Genomic DNA, 19,574 nt, shown 5'->3' with positions numbered 1-19,574 from the left:
GGTCATGAGCGATCTCCGCATCCGGCCCGCCGAAGTCTCCGACATACCCGCCGTCCTCGCGTTCTGGCGGGTGGCCGCCGAGGGGACGAGCGTCAGCGACGACGAGACCGGCGTCGCCGGGCTGATCGGGCGCGACGCCGCGGCCCTGCTGCTGGCCGAGCGCGACGGCACGCTCATGGGTACGGTGATCGCCGGCTTCGACGGCTGGCGCTGCCACCTGTACCGGCTCGCCGTCCACCCGTCCGCGCGCCGGCAGGGCGTCGCCCGCGCCCTGCTGGCGGCGGCCGAGGAGCGGTTCACCGCGCTCGGCGGCCGGCGCGGCGACGCCATGGTGCTGGAGGCGAACGAGCGCGCGCACCACGCCTGGCAGGCCGTGGGGTACGCCCGGGAGGAGCAGTGGCGGCGCTGGACCAAGCCGCTGGCCCCACGCTGAGGACGGTGCGCGGCCGGCCGCGTGACGTCGGCCGGACGCCGTGCGCCTCGGAGCTGAGGACCGCCGGACGGCCGCACACCGGCCGCCCGGACCGTGCGTCCCGCGCGAACTTGGCCGATCATGGCACGGAGGTGTCCCATGACCGAAGCGCTTCTGCTGGTGCCGGCCCTGCTGCTCACCTTCGCCTCCGGCGTGTTCGTCGCGGCGGAGTTCTCGCTGACCACGGTCGACCGCGGTGAGCTGGAGCGGGCCGCGCGGCGCGGCGAGCGGGGGGCGTCGTCGGCCCTGGCGGCCGTGCGGACCCTGACCATCCAGCTCTCCGGCGCACAGCTCGGCATCACCGCGGCCGGTCTGATCATCGGTATGCTCGCCCGTTCGTCCGTCGCCGGGCTGCTGCGCGGGCCGCTGCGGTCGGCCGGACTCGGCGCGTCGGCGGCGTCCAGCCTGGCCCTGGTGCTGGGCACCGCGCTGACCACGGTGGTGCTGATGGTCGCCGGCGAGCTGATGCCCAAGAACTGGGCGATCTCCCGGCCGCTGCGGGTCGTCAGGGCGGTCGCGCCGCCGCAGCGCGCGTTCACCAGGGCGTTCTCGCCGTTGATCCACCACCTGAACAACACCGCCAACCGGGTGCTGCGCCGGCTCGGGCTGCAGCCCACCGAGGAGCTGGCCTCCGCCCGGGGACCGCAGGAACTGGTGGCCCTCGCCCGGCACTCGGCGAAGGAGGGCGCCCTCGAGCCCGACACGGCCGAGCTCTTCGTCCGCACCCTGGCGCTGGCCGACCTGACCGCGGAGAACGTGATGACACCCCGCGTGCAGGTCACCGCGCTGGAGGCGCAGGCCACGGCCGAGGACGTCGCCAACGCGACGCGGGCCACCGGCCTGTCCCGCTTCCCGGTGTACCGGGAGAGCCTGGACGCGGTCGTCGGCACCGTGCACATCAAGGACGTGCTGGCCGTCCCGGCCCGCCGCCGCCCCCGGCTGCCGGTGACCGACCTGCTGCGCGAGCCGCTGCTGGTCCCCGAGTCGCTGACCGTCGACCGGCTGCTCGACCAGCTCTCGGGACGCCGGACCATGGCCGTGGTGATCGACGAGTACGGCGGGACCGCAGGGGTGGTGACCCTGGAGGACATCGTCGAGGAGGTGGTCGGCGAGGTCCGCGACGAGCACGACCCCCAGGAGCGGCCCGACCTGCTCTTCCTGCGCACCGACGCCGAGGGCCGGCGGATCTACGACGCGGACGGCGCGACGCGGACCGAGGACCAGCTCGAACGCGTCGGCCTGCAGGTGCCGGACGGCCCCTACGAGACGCTGGCCGGCCTGCTGGCCCAGCGGCTTGGCCGGATCCCGGAGCGCGGCGACACCGTGGAGATCGGCGACTGGCGCATCGAGGTGACGGACGCCGAGGGCCACCGGGCCGCCCGGGCCCGCCTGGTCTCGCCGCCGCCCGGCCAGGACGGGGGCGGGCAGGCCGGATGACCTTTCTGCAACTGCTGATCGGCGCGCTGACCCTGGTGGTGAACGCCTTCTTCGTGGGGGGCGAGTTCGCGATGATCTCGGTGCGGCGCAGCCAGATCGAGCCCAAGTACGAGGCCGGCGACCGGCGGGCCGGGCCCGTGCTGTGGGGCCTGGAGCACCTGGCGCAGCTCCTGGCCACCGCCCAGCTCGGCATCACGGCCTGCACCCTGGTGCTGGGCATCGTGGCCGAACCCGCCATCTCCGACCTGCTGGCACCGCTCTTCCGCGCCACGCACGTGCCGCACGGCGCAGTGCACCCCGTCTCGTTCGTGATCGCCCTGGCGCTGGCCACCTATCTGCACATGCTCATCGGCGAGATGGTGCCCAAGAACGTGGTGCTGGCCGAGCCGCTGCGGGCCGCGATGCTGCTGGGCCCGTCGCTGGTCGCACTGACCAGGGCGCTGCGGCCGCTGATCTTCGTCGTGAACGGCCTGGCCAACGCCGGGCTGCGGCTGCTGCGGGTCGAGCCGCGCTCGGAGGTCGTGGCGGTCTTCTCGGACGACGAGCTGTCCCGGATGGTGGTCGACGCGGGCGCCGCCGGGCTGCTGGACGAACGCGCGACCGGGCGGCTGCGGGAGGCCCTGGAGCTGGGCCGGCGGCCGGTCGGGGAGATCGTGCTGCCGCCGGAACGCGTGGTGCGGGCGCCGCTGGGCATCACCGCCGAGGGCCTGGAGGCACTGGGCGCGCGCACCGGCTTCTCCCGCTTCCCGGTCGCCGACGACGACGGGCGGGTGCTCGGCTATCTGCACGTCAAGGACGCCTTGGACGCCGAGTCGCGGGACGCGCCGTTCCCCCGCTCCGCGCTGCGGCACATCACCCGGGTCGGCGCGGCGACCCCGCTGGACGACGTGCTGACCGCGATGCGCGCGGGCCGGGCGCACCTGGCCGCGGTGGTGGACGACGAGGGGCGCGGCCTCGGCCTGGTGACGATGGAGGACGTCCTCAAGGAGCTGGTCGGCCGGCAGCCCGGCGGACGCGCCTGAGCGGCGGGCGCGGAGCGCGCCGACAGTCGGCGGACGGCCCGGGCGCCGACGGGCCAATCGCCGCTTCCGCCCGGGGGACGAACCTGCCGCCCAGGCGGTGACGTGCCGGTTTTCCGGCCGACCGAGCGGTCGCATAGGATCGCGGCGCCATGCAGACGCCCGCCACGTTCACCAGTTTCGTCGCCATCGGGGACTCCTTCACCGAGGGAATGTCCGACGTCCTGCCGGACGGCTCCTACCGCGGCTGGGCCGACCTGCTCGCCGCCCGTCTGGCGGCACGTCACCCGGACTTCCGCTACGCCAACCTCGCGGTGCGCGGCAAGCTGATCCGGCAGATCGCCGAGGACCAGGTCGACACCGCGGCGGCGATGCGCGCCGACCTCGTCACGCTGGTCGGCGGCCTCAACGACGTGCTGCGGCCCAAGTGCGACGTGGACGCGGTGTGCGCGCAGCTGGAGAGCGCGGTGGAGCGGCTGGCGCCGTCCTGCGGCCGGCTCGTCCTCATGCGCAGCCCGGCCCGCCGGGGTCCGGTGGCCACCCGGTTCGCCCCCCGCATGGAACAGCTCTTCACCTTCATCGACGACCTCGGGCGGCGCCACGGCGCCCTGGTCGTGGACCTGTACGGGGCGGAGGTGCTCGGTGACCCGCGCCTGTGGGCGGACGACCGGCTGCACCTGACGGCCGGGGGCCACGAGCGGGTCGCGGAGGCGATCTGGCAGCGGCTCGGCCTGCCCGCGGAGTCCGAGTGGACACTGCCGCTGCCGCCCGCGGTCCCGCTGGGCTGGGCGGCGCGCCGGACCGCCGACGTGCGCTTCACCCGCGAGCACCTGCTGCCCTGGATCGGGCGCCGCCTCACCGGCCGCTCCTCGGGCGACGGCCGCCCCGCCAAGCGCCCCGAGCTGCTGCCGTACTCCATCACGGCCCCTGCCTCCGGTACCGGTGCCACCGCCGCCGGGACCACCGCCGAGGCCTGACCCCGCGCCCGCCCGGCGCGGGGCGGTCGCGCGGGGTTCCGGCGCCCGCCCCGGCATCCCCTCTGATCTGGGGTTCCCCACCGCACACGGCGGCGAGGACGGGCTCCGCCGCCGGGTAAACTCTGCACACGTGACTGCCAAGCCGCGTATCCCGAACGTCCTCGCCGGCCGCTACGCCTCCGCGGAGCTCGCCGCCCTGTGGTCCCCCGAGCAGAAGGTGGTGCTCGAGCGCCAGCTGTGGCTGGCGGTGCTGCGGGCCCAGAAGGACCTCGGGGTCGAGGTGCCGGAGCAGGCGCTCGCGGACTACGAGCGGGTGCTGGAGCAGGTCGACCTGGCCTCGATCGCCGAGCGCGAGAAGGTCACCCGGCACGACGTGAAGGCGCGGATCGAGGAGTTCAACGCGCTCGCCGGGCACGAGCAGGTCCACAAGGGGATGACCTCGCGGGACCTGACGGAGAACGTCGAACAGCTCCAGATCCGGCTGTCGCTGGAGCACGTACGGGACCGCACGGTCGCGGTGCTCGCCCGGCTCGGGCAGCTCGCGGCGCAGTACGCGGAGCTGGTCATGGCCGGCCGCTCCCACAACGTGGCCGCGCAGGCCACCACCCTCGGCAAGCGCTTCGCGACGGCGGCGGACGAGCTGCTGGTGGCGTACGAGCGCGTCGAGGACCTGATCGGGCGTTACCCGCTGCGGGGCATCAAGGGCCCGGTCGGCACCTCCCAGGACATGCTGGACCTGCTCGGCGGCGACACCGCCCGGCTGGCCGACCTGGAGCAGCGGATCGCCGATCACCTCGGCTTCTCCCGGGCGTTCACCTCGGTCGGCCAGGTGTACCCGCGGTCCCTGGACTACGACGCGGTGACCGCGCTGGTCCAGCTCGCGGCCGCCCCCTCGTCGCTGGCCAAGACCATCCGGCTGATGGCCGGCAACGAGCTCGTCACCGAAGGCTTCAAGCCCGGCCAGGTCGGCTCGTCCGCCATGCCGCACAAGATGAACACCCGGTCCTGCGAGCGGGTCAACGGCTTGATGGTGGTGCTGCGCGGCTACGCGTCGATGACCGGCGAGCTGGCCGGCGACCAGTGGAACGAGGGCGACGTCTCCTGCTCGGTGGTGCGCCGCGTCGCGCTGCCCGACGCCTTCTTCGCCTTCGACGGCCTGCTGGAGACGTTCCTGACCGTGCTCGACGAGTTCGGCGCGTTCCCCGCGGTGGTCGCCCGTGAGCTGGACCGCTACCTGCCGTTCCTGGCCACCACCAAGGTCCTGATGGGCGCCGTACGGGCGGGCGTCGGCCGGGAGATCGCCCACGAGGCCATCAAGGAGCACGCGGTGGCCTCGGCACTGGCCATGCGCGAGCAGGGCACCGAGCGCAACGAACTGCTGGACCGGCTGGCCGCGGACGAGCGCATCCCGCTCGACCGGGCCGCCCTGGAGACCCTCATGGGCGATCCGCTCGGCTTCACCGGTGCCGCCACCGGGCAGGTCGCCGAGGTCGTGCGCCGCATCGAGGACGTCGTGAAGGACCGTCCGCAGGCCGCCGCGTACCGGCCGGGGGCGATCCTCTGACGCCGGAGCAGCTCGCCGAGGCCCGGGAGCTCACGCTGGAGGATGTGATCGCCGACGGGCTGCGGGTGCTGTTCTGCGGGATCAACCCGGGCCTGATGTCCGCGCTGACCGGTCACCACTTCGCCCGGCCCGGCAACCGCTTCTGGCCCGCGCTGCACGCCTCCGGGTTCACCCCGCGGCGGATCGCGCCCGCCGAGCAGCAGCAGGTGCTGGCCCTGGGGTTCGGCATCACCAACGTCGCCGAGCGCGCGACCGCGCGGGCCGACGAGCTGAGCGCCGCTGAGCTCGTCGCGGGCGGCCGGACGCTGACCGCCAAGGTCGAGCGGTACCGCCCGGGTTGGCTGGCGGTGCTGGGCGTGACGGCCTACCGGACCGCGTTCGGCGAGCGTCTGGCGCAGGTCGGACCGCAGGAGCGGACCATCGGCGGCACCCGGATCTGGGTGCTGCCGAGTCCCAGCGGGCTCAACGCGCACTGGACACCGGCCGCGCTGGCCGAGGAGTTCGCCCGGCTACGCGAGGCGGCCTTCGCCGCCTGACGACGGCAGCGCACCGGCCTCCCCCACCGCCAGCACGAGCTGGAAGGGCAGTTCGCGGTCGCCCTGGCCGATGCCGAGGGCCATCCACCGGTCGCCGACCGTCCAGCCGTACACCTCGGAGACGTAGCCGCAGATCAGGTCCAGCGGCGGCGGCACCTGTCCGCCCTCCTCCAGCCGTATGAGATACGGGTACAGGTCCAGCGGCTGCGGCTCGCCCCAGCGTTGCGCGAGGAGTTCTATCAACGCCTGGCAGGCGGCCTCGAAGTCCTCGGCCACCGCCTCCCGGCGGACGACGTCGGCGTCATGAAAATCCTCGCTCACGGCGAGGTCCGCGACGTGGTAACCGGGGCCGCTCTCGACGGCGGCGGAGGTGACCCGCCGCGCCGGGAACTCCAGGGCGCGCAGCCGGTCCACCTCGGCGAGCTGGGCAGCAAGATCCATGCGTCCAGTAAAGCCCGCCCCTCTGACAATTGGCAGTCCGTCAGGTGACCACCGGTCCGGCCGTCACGCAACCGGTACCCGTCGGCACTCGCCGCGCGGCCCCGTGCCGGGTACGATCCGCCACACACAGGTACAGGCTGGGAGGACACACCTTGGGGCGACTCACCGGCGGGGACCCGTCCCTGCTCAGGCGGATCAACTCCGCGGTCGTCCTCCACGCGCTGCGCGGGGCGCAGACCCCCACGCTCACCGAACTCGTGCAGAGCACCGGGCTGTCCCGGCCGACCGTCGAGGGTGTGATCGAGGGCCTGACGGAGTCCGGCCTGGTCGTCGAGGTCGCCCCGGAGACCGCCGACACGCGCAAGCAGGGCCGCCCGGCGCGGCGCTTCCGCTTCCACGCCGAGGCCGGCCATCTGCTCGGCATCGAGATCGGCGCCCACCAGGTCCGGGTGGTGCTGGCCGACCTCGGCGGCGAGGTGCTCGGTTCGCACAGCCGCGACGTCCCGGAGTCCGCCTCGGCCGACGACCGGCTGGAACGGGTCCGCGGCACGGTCGCCGAGCTGCTGCGGAGGGCCGGGGTGGCCCGCAGCACCTTGTGGGCGGTGGGCGTCGGCAGCCCCGGCATCGTCGAGGCGCACGGCGAGGTCCGCCTGGGCACCGCGCTGCCCGGCTGGACCGGCCTGCCGCTCGGTGAACGCCTCCAGCGGTCGTTCCGCTGCCCGGTCCTGGTGGAGAACGACGCGAACGTGGCCGCGGTCGCCGAGCACTGGAAGGGCGCGGCGGTCGGCACCGACGACGTGGTGTTCGTGCTGGCCGGGCTGAGCCCGGGCGCGGGTTCGCTGATCGGCGGCCGGCTGCACCGCGGTTTCGGGGGCGCCGCCGGTGAGATCGGCGCGCTGCACCTGCTGGGCCGCGAGGTCACGCCCGAGCACCTGCTGTCGACCACCGGCACGCCGCTGCACCCGCTCGACGAGCCCGCCGTGGAGCGGGTGTTCGCGCTGGCGCGGGAGGGCGACGCACAGGCCAAGGACGCGGTCGAGCGGTTCCTGCGGCGCCTGGTGCACGACGTGGCCGCCCTGGTGCTGGCGATCGACCCCGAACTCGTCGTGATCGGCGGGTGGGCGGCCGGGCTCGACGACGTCCTGGAGCCGCTGCGCTCGGAGCTCGCGCGGTACTGCCTGCGGCCGCCGACGGTGGTGCTGTCCGCGCTGGGGCAGGCGGCCATCGCCACGGGGGCGCTGCGGCTGGCGCTGGACCACGTCGAGGAGCAGTTGTTCGCCGTCGAGCAGACGGCGCTGTCCCGGCACTGATCCCGGCCCTCGGCCCCTGGGGGAGCGCTGTCGAGGCACCCCCCCCCGGGGGACGGCGGTCGCGCACACGCGAACGGCCCGCCTCCGGAGAGGAGACGGGCCGGTCCGGTGATCCGGGGCTCAGGAGGCCTGGCGGCTCTCGGCCTGGTGGTGGGTGACCTCCACCGCGCCGGAGTCTCCGAAGGTCAGCCGGCAGGTGTCGGCACGGTAGGTGGCGACCGAGGCGGCGGCGACCCTGCCCTGCGCGAAGTAGCGGGTGGTGACGACCAGCACCGGCGCGCCCGGGAGGCGGTCGAGGTGCTTGGCGTCCTCGGCGCGCGCGGAGCCGAGCTCGACCGCGCGGTCCTCGCCCTCCAGCTCCAGGACGTGCAGCTCGCGCAGCACCGCGGGGGCGTGGTTCGCCGGGCTGAGCAGCGGCGACAGGTCCGGCACGGAGGCGGCGGGCACATACAGCAATTCGGTGGCGACCGGCTGGCCCTGCATCACGCGCTCGCGGTGGATGGTGTGCACGGCCTCGTCGGCGCCGGTGCCCAGCACCGCGGCGACCGCCGCCGGGGCGACCGCCTCGGCGCAGCCGATGGTCTGCCACGCGTCGCGCCCGGCGCCGGGCCAGACGTTGGCGGAGGGCCCGACCGCGACACCCATGCGCGGGGGCGCGACCGTGGTCCCGACGCCGCGGCGGCGCTGCAGGCGGCCCTCCAGCTCCAGTTGCTCCAGGGCCTGGCGGAGCGTGGCCCGCGCGACGCCGAAGCGGGCGGCCAGGTCGCGCTCGTTGGGCAGGATCTCGCCGACCTCGAACTCGGAGTCGAGGGCGTCGATCAGCACGGTCTTCAGGTGCCAGTACTTCGGCTCCTGCACCGATTCGAGCTGCGTGGTCCCCACCCTGTCCTCGCAATCACCGTGGTCGCGACCGGCGCCGGTGCACCGCTGCCGCTTGTCCAACCTTGTTTAGGAACCCCTATTTATTAAAGGTCCTTGCACTACTGGGACCATAGAGCGCCTCCCGGACTTGGTCAAGACCAATCCTCGTTTCCCGCCCATCCCGTCCGGAACCGGATACATGAGACGTTCACGCAGTGTTGACGGCGTGCTGCGGTAGCGTTCGTGATCTCCGGGGGAACGGCGAGGAAGACGAGGGAGCGCACGATGGAGCAGGTCACCGTGGTGACGGGCGGGAGCCGCGGTATCGGGGCCGCGGTGGCCCTGCGGCTGGCGGCGGCCGGCCACCTCGTCGGCATCGGCTACGAGCGAGCGGAGGACGCGGCGCAGGAGGTGGCCCGCGCGGTGGGCGAGGCCGGCGGCCGGGCCCTGACGCACCGGGTGGACACCACCGACGCGGACCAGGTCGACGCGTTCTTCGAGGCTGTGCGGGCCGAGCTGGGCCCGGTGACCGGGCTGGTCAACAACGCGGGCATCACCGGTCCTCTCGGCCGGTTCGCCGACACCCCCGTCGAGGTGATGCGGCGCGTGGTGGACGTGAACGTGGTGGGCGCGCTGATCTGCGCGCGCCGGGCGGCGCGCGAGATGTCCACCGCCCGCGGCGGCCAGGGCGGCGCGATCGTCAACATCTCCTCGGGCGCGGCCACCCTCGGCGGCCCCGGCGAGTACGTGCACTACGCGGCGAGCAAGGCCGCGGTGGACACCATGACCCTCGGCCTGGCCAAGGAGCTGGCCCAGGAGGGCGTCCGGGTCAACTCCGTGCAGCCCGGCATGATCGTCACCGGCATCCACGCGGCGATGGGCGACCCGGAGCGGCCCTGGCGCAATCCCGACCGCATCCCGGTGCGCCGCCCCGGCGAGCCGGACGAGGTCGCGGCCGCGGTGGCGTGGCTGCTGTCCTCCGAGGCGTCCTACACGACGGGCGCGGTGCTGCGGGTCGCCGGAGGTCTGTGAGCCGCGCGCGCCGCCGGGGACAGGGGTGACGGCGGCGGGACGGCGCCGGACGGGATCGAGGACGCTCCCGCGCAACAGGCAGTGACCTGGGCATTGACGTGGCCATGGCCGAAACACGACGGTGATACCCGGCAGCGCCGGGCAGGCGGGCGCTGGTCCCCCGCTCATCCACCGTCCGGGCCTGCCGCGCGAGCAGGCCGGCCGCATCCCGAAGGAGCACGATGCCCGGATCTCCCGTGGACACCGTGAAGCCGACGTCCGCCCCACCCCCGGCCGGCAGTCCGCTCGACCGCTGGTTCCGTATATCCGAGCGCGGGTCCACGCCGGGCCGGGAGGTCCGGGGCGGGCTCGCCACCTTCTTCACGATGGCCTACATCCTGGTCCTCAACCCGATCATCCTGGGCAGCGCCACGGACAAGTTCGGGCACCACCTGTCCCCGGCCCAACTGCTCACCGCGACCGCGCTGGTGGCCGCGGTGATGTCGGCCGTGATGGGCGTGGGCGGCAACCTGCCGCTGGCGATCGCGGCGGGCCTCGGGCTCAACGCCGTCGTCGCCTTCCAGCTGGCGCCGCGGATGAGCTGGCCGGACGCCATGGGCCTGGTGGTCCTGGAGGGCCTGCTGATCTGCGTGCTGGTGGTCACCGGGCTCCGGGAGGCCATCATGAACGCCATCCCGCAGGCCATCAAGCAGGCGATCAGCGTGGGCATCGGCCTGTTCATCGCGTTCATCGGCTTCATCGACGCCGGTTTCGCCAGCCGCATCCCGGACGCGGCGAAGACCACCGTGCCGGTGCAGCTCGGCGGGACGGGGACGCTGTCCGGCTGGCCGGTGCTGGTGTTCTGCGTGGGGGTGCTGCTGACCGTGGCGCTGGTGGCGCGGCGGGTCAAGGGCGCGATCCTGATCAGCATCGTGACCATGACGATCGTGGCGGTCGTCGTCAACGCCGTCGCCGACGTCCCGGCCGCCGCGTGGGGCCTGACCGTGCCGAAGGTCCCGCACGACGTGGTGGCGAGCCCCGACTTCGGGCTCATCGGCCACTTCAGCCTGTTCGGCGGCTTCTCCGAGGCGGGCGTGGTCACCGCCTCCCTGTTCGTCTTCACCCTGGTGCTCTCGGACTTCTTCGACGCGATGGGCACCATCGTCGGCATCTCCAACGAGGCGGGGCTGCTCGACGAGCGCGGGCGCGTGCCGAACATCGGGCGCGTGCTGTTCATCGACGGAGCCGCGGCGGTCGCGGGCGGCGCCGCGTCCTGCTCCTCGAACACCGCCTACGTGGAGTCCGCGGCCGGCGTGGGCGAGGGTGCCAGGACCGGTCTGGCCAGCGTGGTGACCGGGGCGCTGTTCGCCGTGACGCTGTTCCTGGCGCCGCTGGCCTCGGTGGTTCCGTCGCAGGCGGCCGCACCGGCCCTGGTCGCGGTCGGCTTCCTGCTCATGGCCCAGGTCAGGAACATCGACTGGACCCAGTACGACATCGCCATCCCCGCGTTCCTCACCATCGCGGTGATGCCGTTCACCTACAGCATCACCAACGGCATCGGCGCCGGGTTCCTGTCCTTCGTCACCATCAAGGCGGTGCTCGGCAAGTGGCGCGAGGTGCACCCGCTGGTGTGGGGCGTGTCGGTGTGCTTCCTGGCGTACTTCGCGATCCACCCGCTGCAGAGCTGGCTCGGCGCCAACTGACAGCCGGCCGGCGGCCGCCGTCCGGGGGCCGTCCGCCGCCCGACGGCGCGGGAGGAGGGGGACCCGCGGCCGTCGAGCGGAACGGCGCCCCGACCGGAACGGGGGCACCCGGTCGGGGCTGCTGGCCGGGCCGGTGCCGCGCACCGGCCCGTACTCATCACAACTCACCCCAACCGGGCGGAGTTCCCGTAGAGAGGGAGGAATTCGCCGCACCATGTGCGGACGCGCCGACCGGGGCCGCCGCGTCCGGCGGCGAGTGGCACGGCCGGGAGCCGGCAAGGCCAGGTCAGACGGGGTGGCCGGCGGGAAGGCCGGCCAGCAGGGCGGACGCGTCCTTCCGGCAGGCCGCCGCCGCGGAATCCTGCACGCCGTCGTAGGCGGCGACCGCCGCCTCGGCCGCGGCGCGGGCGGTGCCGGGCCGGTCCAGTGCGGACTCCAGCCGCGCGGCGAGCAGCAGGTCCGAGGCGCGGTCGTCCCGTCCGGCGGGACCGAGCGGGGTGAGGATGCCGACGGCCTGCCTGACCAGTTCCAGGGCCTCGCGGTAGGCGGGCCGCGGGTCGTCGGTGTCCGCCTCGCGCATCACGATCTCGGCCGTCTGCCGGTAGGTGTCGGCCAGGGCCGTGAACAGATCGACGGTGCCCGCTCCCTGGCCCGCTCCCTCCGTCTCGTCCCCGACGCCGCTTTCCTGGCGGATGCCGGATTCGTCCCGGCGGTCGAGTTCCGCCCGGAGGCCGAGCAGCGCGGCGGTCATGTAGGCGCGGGCCGCCGGCAGGCCGCCGCGGTCCTCGTGCAGTTCGAGCCAGGCGCGGGCCCGCAGCGTCCGGACCACCGCGAGGGCGGCCTGCGCGCGCTCCTCGGGGCCGGGCGCGCGGTCGCCGGCCGCGCGCCACAGGTCCTCGGCGCGGGCGTAGGCGCCGGCCGACTCCTCGTGAAGGCCGGCCCGGTTGAGCGCGTCGGCCGCGAGGTTGGTGAGCATCGCGTGGTCGTGCGGGTGCTCCCACCCCCCGGCGACGCCGGCGGCCAGCAGGAACTGCTCGGCGGCCTCGCGCGCCTCACCGAGGTCGAGGCGGCACTCCGCGAGCCACCAGCGGGCCTGCACGTACTCGCCCTGGTCGCCGGCGCGTTCGAGGTCCGGCATGACGGACTCCAGCACGCCCGCCGCCTCGCGGGCCCGGCCCAGCCGGCGCAGGGCACCGCCGAGGCGCAGCCGGGCGCCGGCGCCCGGACCCGCGCCCTCGCCGGCGTCGTCGGCCCACCGAGCCGCCTCGCGGGCGTGCCCGACGACGTCCTCGTCCTGGCCGAGGCGGGTGAGGGCCTCGGCGGCGAGCAGATGCAGATGAGCGCGGTGCGGCGCCTCCAGCACCGTGTCGCCGTGGCCGAGCGCGGCGCGGGCCCAGCGGGCGGCGCCCGCCGCGTCGCCCTGGCGCAGGCACAGTTCGGCGAGGGCCGCCGCGGGCTCGACCGCGCACCACGGCTGTCCGGCCTCCAGGTGGAGGGCGGCGGCCCGGGCCAGCAACACGGCGGCCCGCGGTCCTTCGTGGCGTGCTGCGGCCAGGCGCCCGAGCAGGACGGTGGCGTCGGCCAGCCGTCCTGTGACGCCGGGCTCGCCGCGGTGGCGCTCCCCCAGCGTGATGACGTCCTCGGCCTGGGCGGCGGCCGCGGCGAGTGCCTCGTCCTTCCGTGCGGGGTCGGCCGCGGCCCGGAGCAGGATGCGGCAGCGCAGCAGCAGCGCCCCGAGGTACTGGCGTCGGGTCGCGCGGTGAAGGCCGAACAGCGTGCCGAGCCGAACGCACTGCTCGTCCGCGGCGCGCAGCGCCTGGTCGGCGGTGGCGGCCGTGGCCCGGGCACAGGCGGCACGGGCCCGGCACGCGGCGGCCTCGCCCTGGTCCCCGGCGGTCTCGAACTGCTCGGCGGCGGAATGGAAGAGCGCCGCCGACCGCTCGGGCTCGTCGACGGCGGCCAGTGCGGCGTGTTCGGTGATCTCCGCGCGGGTCCGCTCGTCCGGCACCGTGCCGGTGCGCTCGGCGGCGGCTTCCGCGGCCGCCCACGCCTGCCAGGCATGCGGGTGCGCGAGGTCGGTCAGGCGGCGGGCCTCGGCCGCCAGCGCGGCCACCCCGTCCGCCGTTCCCGCGCCATGCTCCTGGGGCGGCCGGTCGCCGGAGTGCTCTTCCTCCACGGCCGGTTGCCCGGTGTCGGCGGTCATCGGCCCTCCTTCTCGCCGGAAGGAGGGAGGAACCGGCCGGCCGGGGAGGTGTGCGGTGTCTGTTCGGCAGTCATAGGGGGGCGCCGTCGGGGGCACTGCGGGCACGGCGCGGGTCGGGCGGCAGGGCCGCGGGGGGCGAGGGTCCGGCCATGGTAGGCGTCGCGAGCGATGTTGACCATGGAGTTGACCATGGAGGGGCCACGGCCGCGGGAAGATTTCCGGAGCAACCGGAGAGGGGGGCATAACCGTTGAAAGCGTAAGTTAACCGAAAAGCCCGGTCCTTTACCGTCTGGTCATGAAGCGTTCGTGATCACGCAACACGCCTTCGTCATCGTACTTGTATGCCTCACACGCCAGTTGAGCAGTTCCGGGCCCCTCGCCGCCGCTGGGGCCGCGACCTCGTGGAGGTCGCGGCCGTCTTCACGGCCATGGCCGCCGCGGACTTCGCGGCCGACCTGGTCGGCCACGGCCCCGACGGCCGTGTGCTGCTCATGGGTTCGGGGGCGGCGCTGCTGTCCGCGGCGGGTGTCCACACCTGGTGGGCGCGCCGTGGTCACGCTCCCGCCGAGCCGGACGCACCGGCGTTGACGGCGGACACCGCGACCGCCGCGACCGCCGTCGGCACCGCGCGGGATGACGCGGAGTGCGCCCTGTGGCGGATGCGGACCACCGTCGCCGACACCCCGGGCAGCCTGGGCCGGGTGTGCACGGCCCTGGCGGCCGGCCGCGTCGACATCGTGACCCTGCAGACCCATCCACTGGGCGACGGCACGGTCGACGAGTTCCTGCTCCGGGCGCCCGCCGGGCTGTCCGCCGCGGCGCTGGCGCTGACCGTCGCCGACGCGGGCGGCCGGGACACCTGGCTGGAGCGCGCCGACGCGCACGACCTGGTCGACACCCCGACGCGGATGCTGACGCTGGCCACCCGGACAGCGCTGGACGCCGCCGAACTCCCGCTGGCCCTGCGTCAGTTGTTCGGCCGCTGCACCATCAGGTCGACACCGCCCGGTGCGGGCCGGGAACCCGCCGAGGACACGCTGGAGGCGACCGTGATGCGGCTGCGCGACCCCTCGGGCGGCACGATCACCGTGCAGCGTGACCATCTGCCGTTCACGCCCACCGAGTTCGCGCGGGCCCGCGCCCTGGTGGAACTGGACGCCCGCCTGGGGGTGCGGATGCCGGCCGGCCGCGGGACGGTCACCCTGCCGGAGGGCAACGAACTCACCGTGCGCCGTGCGGGGCCGGAGGACCGGGCCGCAGCACTGGCGATGCACGAGCGGTGCTCCCCGGCGACGCTGGCCCTGCGCTACCACGGTCCGGTGGCCGACGCCGACCGCTACCTGACCCATCTGCTGGGCCCGCGGTTCGGGCGGTCGCTGGCCGTGGAGACCGCGTCCGGCAGGCTGGTGGCCCTCGGCCATCTGCTGTGGGACGGCGACGAGAACGAGGTATCGCTGCTGGTGGAGGACGCGTGGCAGCGCCGGGGCATCGGCGCGGCCCTGCTGCGGCGGCTGGTCGAACTGGCCGCGGAGTCGGGCCGGGAGTCGGTGTACGCGGTCACCCAGGCCGCCAACACCGGGATGGTGGCGGCCATGCGCGAACTCGGCCTCCCGCTGGACTACCAGGTCGAGGACGCCACGCTGGTGATCACCGCGTCGCTGCCCACGGCGCAGGGCGCCGACGTCCCGTCGGCCGACGCCCTGCCGTGGGTCACGAGCCGCCGGCGCTGACCCGGGCGGCCGGCCGCGCGGTCCCGTCGGCGAGCGCGGCGCCCGCGGTGGCGGCGTCGAGGGCGGCGTCCAGGTCGCGCCACAGGTCCTCGACGTCCTCCAGGCCCACCGACATGCGCAGCAGGCGGTCGCTGATCCCGCCGCGCCGCCGGTCGTCGGCGCCGACGATGCGGTGGCTGATCGACGCCGGGTGCTGGATCAGCGAGTCCACGCTGCCCAGGCTCACCGCCGGTGTGACCAGCCGGACCGAGGCGATCACCGCGTGCGGGTCGCCCGCGACCTCGAACGCGATCATGGCCCCGCCGATCCGCGGGTAGTGCACGGCGCTCACCCGCGGGTCCGCCGAGAGCCGGGCGGCCAGCTCCGCGGCCGTCGCGGACGCCGCCCGGACCCGCACCGGCAGGGTCGACAGCCCGCGCAGCAGCAGGTATCCGGCCAGGGGGTGCAGCACACCGCCGGTGGCGAACCGCACCTGGCGCAGCCGCCGGGCGAACTCCTCGTCGCAGGCCACCACACCGCCGAGCACGTCGCCGTGCCCGCCGAGGTACTTGGTGGCGCTGTGCAGCACGATCCGCGCGCCGGACCCGGCGGGCCGCTGCAGCACGGGCGTGGCGAAGGTGTTGTCGGCCAGCAGCGGCACCGAGCCGCAGGAGTGGGCGACGGCCCGCAGGTCCACCTCGGCGAGGGTGGGGTTGGCGGGCGTCTCGACCATGACCAGGCCCGTGTCGGGCCGGATCGCGTCGGCGATCCCCGCCGGGTCGGTCCAGGTGACCTCGGTGCCCAGCAGGCCCGCGGTCAGCAGGTGGTCGCTGCACCCGTACAGCGGCCGGACGGCCACCACGTGGCGGAGCCCGTCGGCGGACCTGGCGAGGAGGCAGGCGCTGAGCGCCGCCATCCCGCTGGCGAAGGCGACGGCGGACTCGGTGCCCTCCAGGCGGGCCAGTGCCGTCTCGAAGCGGGCCGTGGTCGGGTTGTCGAGCCGGCCGTAGACCGGCGGGCCGTCGGGGCGCTCGCCGGTGGTGGCGAAGGCGTCGATCCTGGCCGCCTCTCCCCTGCTGTCGTGCGAGGGGTAGGTGGTGGACAGGTCCAGCGGTACGGCGTGCACACCCAGGTCCGCGAGGTCCTCGCGTCCGGCGTGCACGGCCTCGGTGGCCAGGGCCCGTTCGGGGCCCTGCGGGGTCACGCGTGGATACGTCTCCATGCCCGCCAGACTGAACGGACGGCGGGCGGCGTGGGGAAACCGCCGTGCTACGTTCGCCCGATGACCGATTCCGTCGCTCTCGATCCGGTGGACCTGGAGATTCTCCGGCTGCTGCAGAACGATGCCCGGACCACGTACCGCGACCTGGCCGCCGCGGTCGGCGTCGCGCCGTCGACCTGCCTGGACCGTGTGGCCCGGCTGCGGCGCAGCGGCGTGATCCTCGGGCACGAACTGCGGCTGGATCCGGCCAGGCTGGGGCGCGGCCTGGAGGCGCTGCTGCTGGTGCAGGTGCGGCCGCACCGCCGGGAGCTGATCGATCCGTTCGTCGAGCGGATCCGCGGGCTGCCGGAGTCGCGCGCCCTGTTCCATCTGACCGGCCCGGACGACTATCTGGTGCACGTCGCGGTCACCGGCACGGCGGACCTGCAGCGGCTGGTGCTGGACGAGTTCACCTCCCGCCGTGAGGTGGCCCGGGTCGAGACCCGGCTGATCTTCCAGCAGTGGGAGTGCGGTCCGCTGCTGCCGCCGTCGTGACGATCGTCGCGATTTCGCGTGACGCGTAAGGAACGCGGCACTTTTCGGTGGTGACGCGGGGGCCTCCGACGTACCAGGATGGTCCGCATGTCTACCACCAGCAGCCCGCTGCCCCGCGAGGTCGCCGACGGCTACGTCGACGGGCTCCTCGAACTCGACCCGCTCCTCGGCACCTACCTCGGCGCGCCCGGAAGCGCCCGCAGCCTGCCGGACTTCTCTCCGGCCGGCGCGGACGCCCGCGCCGCGCTGGCCCGCACCACGCTGGCCGGGCTCACCGAGGCCGAGGCGCTGCCCGGGGCGCAGAACGACGCCGAGCGGCGCTGCGCGCGGCTGCTGCGCGAACGCCTGACCGCGGAGCTCGCCGTCCACGAGGCGGACGAGCACCTGCGGGCGGTCAGCAACCTCAACTCCCCCGCGCACGCCGTTCGCGAGGCGTTCACGCTGATGCCGAGCGAGACGGCCGAGGACTACGCGGACATCGCGGCCCGCCTGCGGGCCGTCCCGGCGGCCCTGGACGGCTACCGGGCGTCCCTCACCGAGGGACTCGCGCGCGACCTGCCGGCCGGGCCGCGCCAGGTGGAGACGGTCATCGGCCAGTTCACCGAGTGGGTCGGCGACGGCGGGTCGGCGAGCTGGTTCGCCGGGCTGGTCGCCGACGGCCCGCAGGAGCAGCGGGCCGAGCTGGAGGCGGCGGCCGCCGAGGCCACCGCCGCGTTCGTGGAACTGCGCGACTGGTTCAAGGACACCTACGCGCCCGCCGTCGCCGGCGCGGCCGACACGGTGGGCCGTGAGCGCTACGCGCTGTGGACCCGGCTGTGGAACGGCACCGACCTGGACCTGGACGAGGCGTACGCCTACGGCTGGTCGGAGTTCCACCGGCTGCACGCCGAGATGGTCGCCGAGGCCGGGAAGATCCTGCCGGACGCGTCGCCGTGGGAGGTGCTGCGCCACCTCGACGAGCACGGCCAGGCCATCGAGGGCGTCGACGAGGTGCGCGCCTGGCTGCAGGGCTTGATGGACGAGGCCATCGAGGCGCTGGACGGCACCCACTTCGAGCTCGCCGAGCGCGTCAAGCGCGTGGAGTCCCGGATCGCCCCGCCCGGCGGCGCCGCGGCCCCGTACTACACCGCGCCGTCGGAGGACTTCAGCCGTCCCGGGCGCACCTGGCTGCCGACCATGGGCAAGACCCGCTTCCCCCTCTTCGACCTGGTCTCCACCTGGTACCACGAGGGCGTGCCGGGTCACCACCTGCAGCTCGCGCAGTGGGCGCACGTCGCCGAGAACCTGTCCCGCTACCAGGCCACGGTCGGCATGGTCAGCGCCAACGCCGAGGGCTGGGCCCTCTACGCGGAGCGGCTGATGGACGAACTCGGCTTCCTCACCGACCCCGAGCGCCGGCTGGGCTACCTGGACGCGCAGATGATGCGGGCCAACCGCGTCATCGTGGACATCGGCATGCACCTGCGGCTGGAGATCCCGGCGGAATCCCCGTTCCACCCCGGTGAGCGGTGGACGCCGGAACTGGCCCGGGAGTTCTTCGGGATGCACAGCGGCCGTCCGTCCGACTTCGTCGACAGCGAGCTGATCCGCTACCTCGGCATGCCCGGCCAGGCCATCGGCTACAAACTGGGCGAGCGGGCCTGGCTGACCGGCCGGGCCGCCGCGCGCGCCGCGCACGGCGACGCCTTCGACGCCAAGGCGTGGCACATGGCGGCCTTGTCCCTCGGCTCGCTGGGTCTCGACGACCTGGTGGAGGAGATCTCCGCGCTGTAGTGCGCGGAGCACCGCTCCGCTCGCGGTCCGGGTGGGCCCGGGACACCGTGCTCCCGGGCCCGTACCGGCCCCCACCACCGCTGACCGCGCGGGGAGGTGGTCGACACCCGCCACCGGGGCCGCCGCCCCGCCGGAACCGGCGGCGCGGCCCGGCCGTTACCCTGCTGCCCCCGGCTCGTGCCGGAACCCGTGACGACAAGGCGGTGCGCACCGATGACCCTGCACGCTTCCCACGACGGCGGACGCCTGGTGCTGACGCAGGGGCGGCTGACCCTGCGCGAGCAGTCGCCGGACGAGGCCGCCCTGCTGGCCGACGGCAAGCCCGCCGCGCTGGTGTGGATCGACGGGGTACCGGGCGAGGGGACGACCGGTGCGGCCTCCATGACCGTGGCGGCGTCCCAGGCCGGTGTCTACCAGCCCGGCTGGGGCCTGTTCGCGGTGATACGCAGCGAGGACGGCGTGGCCGTGGGCGGCGCCGGCTTCCACGGCCCGCCGAACCTCGGTTCGGTGGAGATCGGCTACGACCTGTCCGTCTCGGCCCGCGGCGCCGGCTGGGCCACGGACGCGGCCCGCGCGCTGTGCCAGTGGGCGCTGGAGCAGCCCGAGGTGACGGTCGTGCTGGCGACCACCGAACCCGGCAACCAGCCCTCGCAGGCCGTGCTGGAGCGCGTCGGCTTCGTCCGGGTCGCCGACCGCGGCGAGTTGTGGGCCTACGAGTTGACGTCGCTGCGGTCGTGAACCGGCGTCCGGGGAGGCGTGCGCTTCCCCGGACCGTGTTCCCGGAACGCGTTCCCGCACCGCG

The 19,574-nt window shown here is 74.6% G+C and carries 17 protein-coding genes; 13 read left to right on the top strand and 4 right to left on the bottom strand.

The features are described 5' to 3' along the window. Positions 1-4 precede the first annotated feature (4 nt). The 6 genes from K7862_RS11825 to mug all read left to right on the top strand — a co-directional run bounded on the left by K7862_RS11825 (position 5) and on the right by mug (position 6,005). Positions 5-433, top strand: coding sequence for a GNAT family N-acetyltransferase (locus K7862_RS11825; RefSeq protein WP_222962454.1), 429 nt, complete (start codon positions 5-7; stop codon positions 431-433). A gap of 138 nt (positions 434-571) precedes the next feature. Continuing rightward, entirely contained in the window at positions 572-1,909 is a 1,338-nt protein-coding gene (locus tag K7862_RS11820; protein WP_222962453.1) for a hemolysin family protein, read from the top strand. Continuing rightward, positions 1,906-2,931, top strand: coding sequence for a hemolysin family protein (locus K7862_RS11815; RefSeq protein WP_222962452.1), 1,026 nt, complete (start codon positions 1,906-1,908; stop codon positions 2,929-2,931). Before K7862_RS11820 ends, K7862_RS11815 begins: the two co-directional genes overlap by 4 nt. Positions 2,932-3,080: 149 nt before the next feature. Then, on the top strand, positions 3,081-3,905 hold the full coding sequence (locus tag K7862_RS11810; RefSeq protein ID WP_222962451.1) for an SGNH/GDSL hydrolase family protein: 825 nt from the start codon (positions 3,081-3,083) through the stop codon (positions 3,903-3,905). Between the two features lie 130 nt (positions 3,906-4,035). Next, positions 4,036-5,469 (top strand): adenylosuccinate lyase, encoded by a 1,434-nt coding sequence (gene purB / locus K7862_RS11805; protein WP_222962450.1) that lies wholly within the window; start codon positions 4,036-4,038, stop codon positions 5,467-5,469. Beyond that, complete coding sequence (mug, locus tag K7862_RS11800; protein ID WP_372461558.1) at positions 5,466-6,005, top strand: G/U mismatch-specific DNA glycosylase; 540 nt, start codon at positions 5,466-5,468, stop codon at positions 6,003-6,005. Before purB ends, mug begins: the two co-directional genes overlap by 4 nt. Here mug and K7862_RS11795 read toward each other — a convergent pair. After that, a complete protein-coding gene (locus tag K7862_RS11795) occupies positions 5,979-6,446 on the bottom strand; it encodes a hypothetical protein (protein ID WP_222962449.1) in 468 nt (155 codons plus the stop codon). The two genes, mug and K7862_RS11795, sit on opposite strands and share 27 nt — an antisense overlap. A gap of 152 nt (positions 6,447-6,598) precedes the next feature. On the opposite strand from K7862_RS11795, the gene K7862_RS11790 reads away from it, so the two are divergent. After that, complete coding sequence (locus K7862_RS11790) at positions 6,599-7,756, top strand: ROK family protein (RefSeq protein ID WP_222962448.1); 1,158 nt, start codon at positions 6,599-6,601, stop codon at positions 7,754-7,756. Positions 7,757-7,876: 120 nt separating this feature from the next. On the opposite strand, the gene K7862_RS11785 is transcribed toward K7862_RS11790, so the two are convergent. Continuing rightward, entirely contained in the window at positions 7,877-8,638 is a 762-nt protein-coding gene (locus K7862_RS11785; protein WP_222962447.1) for a GntR family transcriptional regulator, read from the bottom strand. A gap of 264 nt (positions 8,639-8,902) precedes the next feature. Here K7862_RS11785 and K7862_RS11780 point away from each other — a divergent pair, with 264 nt between their 5' ends. Together K7862_RS11780 and K7862_RS11775 are read left to right on the top strand one after the other, a co-directional pair. Continuing rightward, a complete protein-coding gene (locus K7862_RS11780) occupies positions 8,903-9,649 on the top strand; it encodes an SDR family oxidoreductase (RefSeq protein ID WP_222962446.1) in 747 nt (248 codons plus the stop codon). A gap of 221 nt (positions 9,650-9,870) precedes the next feature. Next, positions 9,871-11,331 carry an NCS2 family permease gene (locus K7862_RS11775; protein WP_222962445.1) on the top strand — a complete coding sequence of 487 codons (1,461 nt, stop codon included), beginning with the start codon at positions 9,871-9,873 and terminating at the stop codon, positions 11,329-11,331. A gap of 286 nt (positions 11,332-11,617) precedes the next feature. Here K7862_RS11775 and K7862_RS11770 read toward each other — a convergent pair whose 3' ends face one another. Then, a complete protein-coding gene (locus K7862_RS11770) occupies positions 11,618-13,534 on the bottom strand; it encodes a hypothetical protein (RefSeq protein ID WP_222962444.1) in 1,917 nt (638 codons plus the stop codon). Between the two features lie 341 nt (positions 13,535-13,875). Here K7862_RS11770 and K7862_RS11765 point away from each other — a divergent pair, with 341 nt between their 5' ends. Beyond that, positions 13,876-15,264, top strand: coding sequence for a GNAT family N-acetyltransferase (locus K7862_RS11765; RefSeq protein ID WP_222962443.1), 1,389 nt, complete (start codon positions 13,876-13,878; stop codon positions 15,262-15,264). Here K7862_RS11765 and K7862_RS11760 read toward each other — a convergent pair. Continuing rightward, the gene (locus K7862_RS11760) at positions 15,245-16,465 is read right to left on the bottom strand and encodes a trans-sulfuration enzyme family protein (RefSeq protein ID WP_222962442.1); all 1,221 of its coding nucleotides are present in this window, start codon (positions 16,463-16,465) and stop codon (positions 15,245-15,247) included. The genes K7862_RS11765 and K7862_RS11760 overlap by 20 nt on opposite strands. A 60-nt stretch (positions 16,466-16,525) precedes the next feature. Between K7862_RS11760 and K7862_RS11755 the strand changes: the two genes are divergently transcribed. The 3 genes from K7862_RS11755 to K7862_RS11745 all read left to right on the top strand — a co-directional run bounded on the left by K7862_RS11755 (position 16,526) and on the right by K7862_RS11745 (position 19,510). Then, complete coding sequence (locus K7862_RS11755) at positions 16,526-16,999, top strand: Lrp/AsnC family transcriptional regulator (protein WP_222962441.1); 474 nt, start codon at positions 16,526-16,528, stop codon at positions 16,997-16,999. Positions 17,000-17,086: 87 nt separating this feature from the next. Then, positions 17,087-18,772 carry a DUF885 domain-containing protein gene (locus K7862_RS11750; protein ID WP_222962440.1) on the top strand — a complete coding sequence of 562 codons (1,686 nt, stop codon included), beginning with the start codon at positions 17,087-17,089 and terminating at the stop codon, positions 18,770-18,772. Positions 18,773-18,985: 213 nt separating this feature from the next. After that, positions 18,986-19,510 carry a GNAT family N-acetyltransferase gene (locus K7862_RS11745; protein WP_222962439.1) on the top strand — a complete coding sequence of 175 codons (525 nt, stop codon included), beginning with the start codon at positions 18,986-18,988 and terminating at the stop codon, positions 19,508-19,510. Positions 19,511-19,574: the final 64 nt, after the last annotated feature.

The organism is Actinacidiphila acidipaludis (genome assembly GCF_019890725.1).
GTDB lineage: Bacteria > Actinomycetota > Actinomycetes > Streptomycetales > Streptomycetaceae > Actinacidiphila > Actinacidiphila acidipaludis.
The sequence above is the reverse complement of the archived record's forward strand: the minus strand, read 5'-3'. Positions and strand labels throughout refer to the sequence as shown.